This window comes from Rhizobium fabae (assembly GCF_003985135.1).
Lineage (GTDB): Bacteria > Pseudomonadota > Alphaproteobacteria > Rhizobiales > Rhizobiaceae > Rhizobium > Rhizobium pisi.
This window is the reverse complement of the sequence record NZ_ML133652.1, coordinates 329,315-340,015: the sequence shown is the minus strand read 5'-3', so window position 1 is coordinate 340,015 and position 10,701 is coordinate 329,315. Positions and strand designations below refer to the sequence as shown.

Here is a 10,701-nt window from a genome sequence, read left to right as displayed (position 1 = left end):
AAACCAGCAATCGCCAATCCGCTTGAGTTTCTTTAGAACGAAAGACTTCGTCGCCAGCAGCGCCGCCGCCCTCGTTCAGTGAGTGGGCTTATAGAACTAACCCTCCCAAACAGTCAACAGCGCTTTTTGAAAAAAGTGATATTTCTTTCAAGTTATTGTTTTTACATAGAAAATTCTTGGTCACGCCAAAACGCGGTCTTTTTCCGGATTCCGAACGGCTGACAGGACACGAAAAGCGATCATCTCTCGGCTTTTTGTGGAAAGAGCGCTTCTTTCGTCTTCCGCGCCCCGACATCATCACAATCTGCTGGTCTTAAGAGACGCATGATTCACACAGGCAAACGCAGGCAGACTGCCTTTTCCTGAGTGATTTGACTTCCATGCCCAAAATATGCACATCTTTCGCCCCAGCCAGGATGGCCAAACAATGCCTCCAGAGACGTCGAATGTAAGGACGCGGACCAGACTGCCATGATGACGGAGAAAATGATGATCCGCTCGTTGGGCAACGAGCCTCCGCTTCTGGCAGACGGCAGGCGCGCGCCCGACCGGCGCGAGGTTTCCCTGCGCTGGCTCTCGGGCACGTTCCTCACCGGCATTACATCGTCCGTCCTGATGGGCGTCGCCCTTTTTGCCGCCCTTGACGGCCGCCAGCAGCTGGCGATCCCCGCCGAAGCCTATGCGAGCGCCACGGCAGAAGCACATGAGGATACGACGGTAGTCCGTGGCGGCCGGCTGATTGCACCCGCCATCGCCGCCAAACCTTCCGACCGCGCCATCATGGAAGTTTCGACCGTCGTCCACGACGGTGAGAAGGAGGTCGTACGCCGCCAGCCTTTCGCACATGTGAAGATGACGCTGGCCGCCAACCATGTGGCGACCGAGGATTATCCCGACTTCGATCCCCTGGCGATCTTTTCCGCCGACGAGCCGCAGCCCGCGCCGCAAAGCCGCACAGGTGCGATCTACGGCTCCGACGTCGAATCCGAAGTCAGCCTGAAGACCATTCCCTTCCCGACCGGCAAGTCCAACCTGCAGATGGCGTCCGGCCTGTCGTTCGAGGAAGTCGAAGAAAACGTACGCTCCAACGGTTCTGTGCTGACTGACGGCAACACCCAGCTCGCGGCCCTTTATTACGTCGACCCGCGCCGTTTCTCCAACGAGGATGCCGATGTCGATCTGACCGCGGGTCTCTCCGCCCGCGTGCTCGAACAGAACATGACGGTCTCCGCGCCGGAATCGATCACGCCGCAGACCGAAGAATTCGCCGACGACATCCTGCCCGTGCGCGTGGACACGACGATCGCCAAGGCACTGACGGATTCAGGCTATCCGCAGCAATATGCCGATGGCATCGCCGGCTATATCTCGCAGCAACTCGGCACGGGTGAGCTTGAGAAGGGCGAGGTGCTGCGTATCGGCATTATCCAGAAGGGCGAGCAGGCAAAGATCATCCGGGCCAGCGTCTATCGCGGCACGCGCCATCTCGTGACCGTGGCCGTCGACGACAAAGGCAAATACGTGCCCGGCAGCGAGCCGCCGATGCTGGATGCAATCGCCACAGCCTTCGACGACAATTCCTTCGCTCCGCCGCCAGGCCAGAACCTGCCGCGCGTCTACGATGGCATCTACCGCGCCGCTCTTTCCTACGGCATGACCAAGGATATGACTGCGCTGATCATCAAGCTGCTTGCCAGCAATGTCGATTTCCAGGCGCAGCTGCGGCCGAGCGATAGTCTCGAGGCCTTCTTCTCCGTCGCCGACAGCGCCGGCCAGGCAACCGAGGATTCCGAGCTGCTCTATGTCAACGCCCGTTTCGGCGATACCCAGACGCGCTTCTACCGCTTCCAGGATCCCGAGGACGGCACGGTCGATTATTTCGACGAAAGCGGCAAGAGCATCCGCCAGTTCCTGCTGCGCAATCCGGTTCCGAACGGCATCTTCAAATCAGGCTTCGGCATGCGCCGTCACCCGATCCTTGGCTTCGCCCGCATGCATACCGGCGTTGATTGGGCAGCACCGCGCGGCACGGCGATCATCGCCGCCGGCAACGGCACGGTGGAAAAGGCCGGCTGGGATTCCGGCGGCTATGGCAACCAGACGATCATCCGCCATGCCAACGGCTATGAATCCTCCTACAATCACCAGAGCGCCATCGCCAAGGGCGTCTTGCCCGGCGCCAAGATCCGCCAGGGCCAGGTCATCGGCTGGGTTGGCACAACGGGCGAATCCACCGGCCCGCACCTGCATTACGAGCTGATCGTCAACGGCACCAAGGTCGACCCGCTGCGCATTCGTCTGCCGGGCGGTAAATCATTGCAAGGCGAAGCGCTGGCGAAATTCGAAGACGAGCGCAAACGCATCGATACGCTGCTGAACAACCAGACGCCGGATCAGGTGGCGAGCAAATAATCTTCACAGTGGCTGACAAGCGCCGCACGTCGCTCTTCACCCGCCGAACGAAAATGGCGGCCGAAGCCGCCATTCCCAATTCTTTGACAAAACGATTTATGCCGCTTCGCTTACCGTCTGCCGTGACCTGAACTGCAGCCGGTCCGAACCGCTCGTCACCTTCACCGTCGATCCATCCGGCACCTGGCCGGAGAGGATCTGCTCGGCCAGCGGATCCTGCACGAACTTCTGGATCACCCGCTTCAGTGGCCTTGCGCCATAGATCGGATCGTAACCCTTGTTCGCCAGCCAATGGCGGGCTTCCTCGTCGAGATCGATGACGATCTTGCGCTCGGACAAGAGAGCCACCAGCCGCTTCAGCTGGATATCGACGATCGCGCCCATTTCCTCGCGCTTCAAGCGATGGAAGAGGATGATCTCGTCGATGCGGTTCAGGAATTCCGGTCGGAAATGCCCGCGCACGACATCCATCACCTGCTCGCGAACCGTGTCGCTGTCGTCGCCGTCCCTAAGCTGCGTCAGATATTCGGCGCCGAGGTTCGAGGTCATGATGATCATCGTATTGCGGAAATCAACCGTCCGGCCTTGGCCGTCCGTCAGGCGTCCGTCGTCCAGCACCTGCAGCAGGATGTTGAAGACGTCGGGATGAGCTTTTTCGATCTCGTCGAACAGCACGACCTGATAGGGCCTGCGGCGCACGGCTTCCGTCAGCGCCCCGCCTTCGTCATAGCCGACATAGCCGGGAGGCGCGCCGATCAGCCGGGCAACGGAGTGTTTCTCCATGTACTCGGACATGTCCATGCGCACCATCGCCGTCTCGTCGTCGAAGAGGAAGCGGGCGAGCGCCTTGGTGAGTTCCGTCTTGCCGACGCCGGTGGGACCCAAGAAGATGAACGAGCCGATCGGCCGGTTCGGATCCTGCAGTCCTGCACGCGCGCGGCGAACGGCGCGCGATACGGCCTGAACCGCATCGCCCTGGCCGATCACCGACTTCGCCAGCTCGTCTTCCATCCGCAGCAGCTTGTCGCGTTCGCCTTCCAGCATCTTGTCGACGGGAATGCCGGTCCAGCGGGAAACGATATGGGCGATATTGTCGGGGGTCACCACCTCCTGCACCATCGCACCGCGCTCGCCGTCCTGCTTCTCGGCTTCGACGAGCTGCTTTTCGAGATCCGGAATGACGCCGTAAGTCAGCTCGCCGGCGCGCTGGAACTCACCCTTGCGCTGGGCGATCGCCAGTTCGTTGCGGGCATCGTCGAGCTGCTTCTTGAGATCGGCTGCAAGGCCGAGCTTCTGCTTTTCCGACTGCCAACGGGCCGTCAGCGCATCGGCTTCCTCTTCGAGGTCGGCAAGTTCGGTCTCGAGCCGCTTCAGCCGGTCAGCGGAGGCAACGTCGGTTTCCTTTTTCAGCGCCTCGCGCTCGATCTTCAGCTGGATGATGCGGCGGTCGAGCTCATCGAGCTCTTCCGGCTTGGAATCCACCTGCATGCGCAGGCGTGCGGCCGCCTCGTCCATCAGGTCGATCGCCTTATCGGGCAGGAAGCGGTCGGTGATGTAGCGGTTGGAAAGCGTCGCCGCCGCCACCAGCGCGGCATCGGCGATACGCACCTTGTGATGCTGCTCGTATTTTTCCTTCAGGCCGCGCAGGATCGAGATCGTATCCTCGACCGTCGGCTCATCGACGACGACGGGCTGGAAGCGGCGGGCAAGCGCCGGATCCTTCTCGACGTGTTTGCGATATTCGTCGAGCGTGGTCGCGCCGACGCAATGCAGCTCGCCGCGTGCAAGGGCAGGCTTCAGGAGGTTGGAGGCATCCATTGCTCCATCCGCCTTGCCGGCGCCGACCAGCGTGTGCATTTCGTCGATGAACAGGATGATCTCGCCGTTCTCGGCCTGCACCTCGTTGAGCACGGCCTTCAGCCGCTCCTCGAACTCGCCGCGGTATTTCGCACCGGCAATCAGCGCGCCCATGTCGAGCGCCATCAGCCTCTTGTCCTTGAGCGATTCCGGCACGTCGCCGTTGACGATGCGCAGCGCCAGGCCCTCGACGATCGCCGTCTTGCCGACACCGGGTTCACCGATCAGTACCGGATTGTTCTTGGTGCGGCGGGACAGAACCTGGATGGTGCGGCGGATTTCGTCATCGCGGCCGATCACGGGGTCGAGCTTGCCCTCGCGGGCCTCGGCGGTGAGATCGCGGGCGAACTTCTTCAGCGAATCGAACCCTTGTTCGGCATTGGAGGAATCCGCCGTCCGCCCCTTACGGATGTCGTTGATGACCTGGTTGAGGCCCTGAGCCGTCACACCGGCATTCTTCAGCGTCGAAAAGGTCGAGGCCGAGGATTCGATCGCCAGCGCCTGCAGCAGCCGCTCGACGGTGACGAAGCTGTCGCCGGCCTTCTTCGCGGCCTCTTCGGCGGTGGAAAGCACCTTGGCGAGCGGCTGTGCCAGATAAATATTGCCATTGCCGCCTGAGATTTTGGGCAGCTTGGCAAGCGCCGCGTCATTGGCAAGACGGGCAGCCTTGGCATCGCCGCCGGCGCGCTCGATCAGCGACGCAGCCATGCCCTGATCGTCGTCGAGCAGGACTTTCAGCACATGCTCGGGCGTGAATTGCTGGTGACCCTGCGCCAGCGCATAGGTCTGCGCCGACTGGATGAAACCGCGCACCCGCTCGGAATATTTCTCGATATTCATATTCTACCTCCATGGATCGCCCTGCCCTGACGAGGCGCAGACCGATGATTGAGATCGGCCCCCTTAAAAGGCAGGCCGCGCTTGGCCCGTCTGGGATTTGGGCGAAGCAGTTCGAGGAGAATATGGTACGCTGTTTTAAGAGTTTAAAGAGCCCGCAAAATGAAAATCCCCGGCACAGGGCCGGGGATTCTCAAGGAAATTCGAGCAGATCGAATGAGCCATCCGCGTCTGCCCGAAGGGAGACGCGAAATCCTTCATTCCGATGCGACATCCGCCAGCACCGGCGCCTCGGCAGAGGCGTCCTCGCCTTCAGCGGCCGCGTTGCCTTCCGCACCACGACGCGGGCGACGGGGACGGTTGCCGGCGGTGCGGCGGCGGGGCTGGCGTTCGCGCGGCTGACCGGCGGAACCTTCCTCGTCCATGGCGACCTCGGCGGGAATGCCTTCGATCTCCGGCTGCGGGCCGGTTCCGTCGATGACTTCGGGCTGGGGCGCCGGGGCAGGCGCCGCAGCGGCTGCCGGCTTCGGCTGTGCCTGCGGCTGATGCTGCCTGTTTTGCGGCGGCTGGACGACAACGACATCGTCGCCGTCATTGTCGTTTCCATCGATGTCGTCGCCGTCGCGGTCCGCACCTTCGCGATCATTGTATTCGCCGCGGTCGTCGCGCTGGAAGCGTTCCTGCATCTGCGCCTGGGCGCTTGCGATGATGCGATTGTAATGCTCGGCGTGCTGAAGATAGTTCTCGGCCATCACGCGGTCGCCGGAACTCTGAGCATCACGGGCAAGTTGCGCATATTTTTCTGCGATATGCTGCGCAGTACCGCGGATCTTCACATCGGGGCCGGAACTGTCATAGGTCCGGGTCAGCGGGTTGCCGCCTTTGCGGTTGAAATTGTTGTTATTATTATTTCCACCGCCGCCATTGTTATTGTTGTTACCACGCCCTCGACCGCGCTTGTTCTGCTGTCCTGGCCTCATAGATCGTTCACCTGAATTCTCTGTTTGTGATGGATACATGGCACCAACCGCCATGACCGGAAAACCGGGTCAGGACCTTTGTGCCGCGAGCATACTGCGCCTTTGCGCCGACCTGCCGCTTGGTTCTCAAGTCAGTTTGACTGATTCACGCGTTGGGTCGTGTTCAACCGTTGAAACTCTCGTTTAAAAGAGCGGACCCCCGAGGCAAACCAAGTACCGAACGAATCTCGTTCATTCCTATCTGCCCAACACGTGACCGCAACCTATATTGCTTCCCCCGGAAATCCAAGCCTTTTCTTCGCAATAGCAACAATGTTCTGTTCGATGCTGGCAATTACCGCCCGTCACGCGAGCGCGAACACGAGCACCCTGTCGTTCTGACCATAATCTTTAACGGATTTGAGGCATCTGAAGCCTTTCGCTTCGAAGATCGCCGTCACATCATCTCGCTGATCGTAGCCGATTTCCAGTCCCACGACCCCATTGGGTCTCATGAAGCTTGCCGCATCCTTGGCTATGGCCCTATAGGCGTCAAGCCCATCCGGGCCGCCATCCAGTGCTGCAACGGGATCAAATTTGGTCACTTCGGGAGCGAGATCGTGAATGACATTGGAAGCAATATAGGGCGGATTTGAGACAATCGCGTGAAACGAGCCCTGAATGTTCCCGAACCATTTCGACTGCACGGCCTGAAAGCGATCCTGCAACCCGTTTCTTTCCGCGTTTGATTTTGCCGTCCGAAGTGCATCCGACGATATGTCGCTGCCGATACCCGACGCCTCGGGACATTCGCTCAAAAGCGCAAGGCATATCGCCCCAGTCCCGGTTCCCACATCAAGGATATGGAGATGGCCCTCGGCCTTTGCAAGGTCCTTGAGATAGACAAGCACCGTATCGACCAGGATTTCCGTATCCGGCCGCGGTTCCAGCGTTTCCGCCGAGAGCCCGAGCGGCAGGCCGTAAAATTCCCGCTCGCCGAGAATGCGGTGCACCGGCTCATGGGCAAGCCGCCGCTCCAGCGCCTTCAAAATCTCGCCTGCCTGCTCGCGCGAAAGCTTCTCGGCCGATCGCGTCAAGAGCTCCGTCGAGGACAGTTTCAAAAGGCCTGCGACAAGCAGCCGCGCGTCGGTCGCCGGATCGGCGATACCACCTTCCGTGAAGCGGCGTCGTACTTCGGCAAGCGTCTCGGCGACCGTCGAGCTCACTGCTGTTCGCCGAGTTGCGCCAACTGGCTTGCCTGGTAGTCCGCCATCAGCGCGTCGACGACCTCCTCGATCTCGCCTTCCATCATCCGGTCCAGCTTGTAGAGCGTCAGATTGATGCGATGGTCCGTCACGCGTCCCTGCGGAAAATTATAGGTGCGGATACGCTCGGAACGGTCGCCGGAGCCGACCTGGCTCTTGCGATCGGCCGAACGCTCGCTGTCGGCCCGCTGCCGCTCGGCGTCGTAAAGCCTGGAGCGCAGCACCTGCATCGCTTTGGCGCGATTCTGATGCTGCGATTTTTCCGAGCTGGTGACGACGATGCCGGTCGGCAGGTGGGTAATGCGCACCGCCGAATCCGTCGTATTGACGTGCTGGCCACCCGCGCCCGAAGATCGCATCGTGTCGATGCGGATATCTTCCTGCCGGATCTCGATGTCGATCTCCTCGGCCTCCGGCAGCACCGCCACCGTCGCAGCCGACGTATGGATGCGCCCGCCAGCCTCCGTTTCCGGCACGCGTTGCACGCGGTGCACGCCGGATTCGAATTTCAGCTTGGCGAAGACGCCCCGGCCCGTGATCGTCGCGATGATTTCCTTGTAGCCGCCGGCTTCGCCTTCACTTGCCGAGAGCACCTCCACCTTCCAGCCCTTTTCCGCTGCGAAACGCTCGTACATGCGAAAGAGATCGCCGGCAAAAAGTGCCGCTTCCGAGCCGCCCGTACCGGCGCGGATTTCCAGGATCGCGCTTTTCTCGTCCGCCGCATCCTTCGGCAGAAGCAGGATCTGCATATCCTGCTCCAGCGCTTCGATCTGTTCCTTCACCTCAGGCAGTTCGAGTTCGGCGAGATCGCGCATTTCGCGGTCAACCGATTTGTCCTCGAGCAGCGCCTCGAGATCGGCAAGCTCAGCGACCGCCCTCTCATAGGCGCGGATCTTCGTGACGACAGGCTGCAGCTCGGAATATTCGGATGCCAGCTTCACATAGACGTCGGCGGCGGGGCCTGCCGACATGCGCGCCTCGATCTCGCCGAAACGGCGTTCCAGCTCGCGCATTTTTTCAACGGGAAGCTTCGCCACCCTTCACTCCGATTCTTCTTGTATATGTCTAAAGGGGAATATTGTGGCTCTCGGCGAAGCGGGCAAGCACTTCGCGCATCGGCACCGTCGAGTGGCTATCGTCCAGTACCTCTTCCATCGCCTTCGTCAGTGCGCCGACATCGAGCCCGAGCAGCATCGCCTTGACGGGTCCGATCGAAGCCGGCGACATCGAAATCGAGCGGAAGCCGATGCCGAGCAGCGCCATCGCCGAGATCGGCTTGCCGGCAAGCTCGCCGCAGAGCGTCACTGGCGTCTTGTTGCGGTCCGCCCCGCGCACGATATCGCGCAGGATCCGCAGAAACGGCTTGCCGAGCGGATCGAAACGATCCGAAACACGCGCATTGCCGCGATCGACGGCCATCGAGAACTGGAAGAGGTCGTTCGAACCGACCGAGACAAAATCGACCGCTTCCATAAGCTCGTCGAGTTGCCACAGCAGTGCAGGCACCTCAAGCATTGCTCCGAATTGCAGCTTGCGCGGCAGCCCGTGGCCGAAACGCGAGAGATGCTGCACTTCCTTCTGCAAGAGCTCGCGCACCATCTTCAGCTCGGAAACCTCGGTCACCATCGGCACCATCAGTTTCAGCTCGGTATCAGCGGATGCCTTCAGCATGGCGCGCAGCTGGGTTCGCAGCAGTCCCGGCCGGTCGAGCGACAGCCGAATGGCGCGCCAGCCGAGCGCGGGGTTTTCTTCCTCGTGGCCACGGAAATAGGGCACCACCTTGTCGCCGCCAATATCGAGCGTCCGGAAGGTGACAACACGGCCGGCCGCCTGTTTGATCACATTGCGGTAGAACTGCTCCTGCTCCTCCGCCTTCGGCATGGTGGAGGCGATCATGAATTGCAGCTCGGTGCGAAAGAGGCCGATGCCCTCCGCGCCCGATTCCGAAAGCTGCGGCAGATCGACCAGCAGGCCGGCATTCATCATGAGCGAGATGCGCTGTCCATCCTTGGTGACCGGCTCGATGGCGCGCAGCGCCCGGAACTGCTCCTGCCGCCTGGCGCGGAAGCGGACCTTTTCCTCGTAGGATCGCCGGTGATCGGCCATCGGCCGGAGATGCACATGCCCCTCGTCGGCGTCGATGATGACAGCATCGCCGTTTTCGGCGAGCGCCACCACGCCCGCCGCCTGGCCGATGACGGGAATGCCCATGGCGCGGGCGACGATCACCACGTGGCTCGTCACCGCCCCTTCCTCCAGCACCAGCCCGCGCACATTGGCGCGGGGATAATCGAGCAACTCGGCCGCCCCCATGGCGCGCGCCAGGATGATCGCGTCGTTGGGGAAACCTTCACCAGTCGTCCGCCCGGTATAACCCGTCAGCTGCCTGAGCAGCCGGTTTGCCAGATCCTCGAAATCATGCATGCGTTCGCGCAGATAAGGATCGGTCAACCGCATCATCCGCGCCTTGGTGTCGCTCTGCACCTTCTCGACCGCCGCTTCCGCCGTCAGGCCGTTGCGGATCGCCTCCTCGAGCTTGCGCACCCAGCCCTGGTCATGCGCGAACATGCGATAGGTTTCGAGCACCTCGCGATGCTCGCCCTCCATCGAGACGTCGCGGCGCGACAGCATGTCGTCGATCGAAATCCGGAGCGAACCCATGGCCTCCGCCAACCGCCGGATCTCCTTGTCGGTATCCTCGTTCAGCAGGTTGGTGACGACGATGCGCGGCTCGTGCAGCACGACGTAACCGAGGCCGATGCCGTCATTGTAGGTATCGCCGTCGATCGTCACCGAGCGTGTCAGGTCGAGTTCGAGGCCGGGCTTGGTGATCTTCTTGAGCTCGCCGGTGGCGATCATCTCGGCAAGCACCATCGCCGTCGTTTCGAGCGCTTCCAGCTCTTCTTCGCGATAGTTGCGGCTTGCCTTGTTCTGCACGACGAGAACGCCGAGCGAGCGCCCGGTTCGGAGGATCGGCACGCCGAGGAAGGAATGGTAGATTTCTTCGCCGGTCTCCGGCAGGTAGCGGAAGGCCGGATGCGACTGCGCATCGGAAAGGTTCAGCGGCTGGGCCGAAGCGGCGATCGTGCCGACGAGGCCCTGCCCCATCTTCAGCTGCGCAAGATGCACGGCCTCGCGGTTGAGGCCTTCGGTCGCGTAGAGTTCGAGCACGCCGTCGGCGCGCAGCACATAGACCGAGCAGACCTCGGCCACCATGTTGCTGGCGATCTGTCGGACGATCCGGTCGAGACGATCCTGCGGCTCCAGCGGCTCTGCCATCAACTCGCGCAGCCGCCTGAGCAACACGCGCGGACCGCCGGAAAGGTCTCTCATGACGTCTCAAGCTCCCGAAACAACACTCTATGTCCCGG

6 protein-coding genes are annotated in these 10,701 nt (G+C 61.5%); 1 reads left to right on the top strand and 5 read right to left on the bottom strand.

The annotated features are described in order from the left end of the window. Window positions 1-471 precede the first annotated feature (471 nt). Window positions 472-2,412 carry a M23 family metallopeptidase gene (locus EFB14_RS18955; RefSeq protein WP_126827950.1) on the top strand — a complete coding sequence of 647 codons (1,941 nt, stop codon included), beginning with the start codon at window positions 472-474 and terminating at the stop codon, window positions 2,410-2,412. Window positions 2,413-2,508: 96 nt separating this feature from the next. On the opposite strand, the gene clpB is transcribed toward EFB14_RS18955, so the two are convergent. From clpB to ptsP, 5 genes are all read right to left on the bottom strand, one after another. After that, on the bottom strand, window positions 2,509-5,109 hold the full coding sequence (gene clpB / locus EFB14_RS18950; RefSeq protein WP_126827948.1) for an ATP-dependent chaperone ClpB: 2,601 nt from the start codon (window positions 5,107-5,109) through the stop codon (window positions 2,509-2,511). A gap of 254 nt (window positions 5,110-5,363) precedes the next feature. Continuing rightward, window positions 5,364-6,086: a DUF4167 domain-containing protein gene (locus EFB14_RS18945; protein WP_126827946.1), complete on the bottom strand. Its 723-nt coding sequence runs from the start codon at window positions 6,084-6,086 to the stop codon at window positions 5,364-5,366. 344 nt (window positions 6,087-6,430) lie between these two features. After that, a complete protein-coding gene (prmC, locus tag EFB14_RS18940; RefSeq protein ID WP_126827944.1) occupies window positions 6,431-7,291 on the bottom strand; it encodes a peptide chain release factor N(5)-glutamine methyltransferase in 861 nt (286 codons plus the stop codon). Further along, window positions 7,288-8,367, bottom strand: a complete 1,080-nt coding sequence (gene prfA / locus EFB14_RS18935; protein ID WP_126827942.1) for a peptide chain release factor 1 — start codon at window positions 8,365-8,367, stop codon at window positions 7,288-7,290. Before prfA ends, prmC begins: the two co-directional genes overlap by 4 nt. Before the next feature lie 28 nt (window positions 8,368-8,395). Continuing rightward, on the bottom strand, window positions 8,396-10,663 hold the full coding sequence (gene ptsP / locus EFB14_RS18930; protein WP_125850746.1) for a phosphoenolpyruvate--protein phosphotransferase: 2,268 nt from the start codon (window positions 10,661-10,663) through the stop codon (window positions 8,396-8,398). Between the last annotated feature and the right edge of the window lie 38 nt (window positions 10,664-10,701).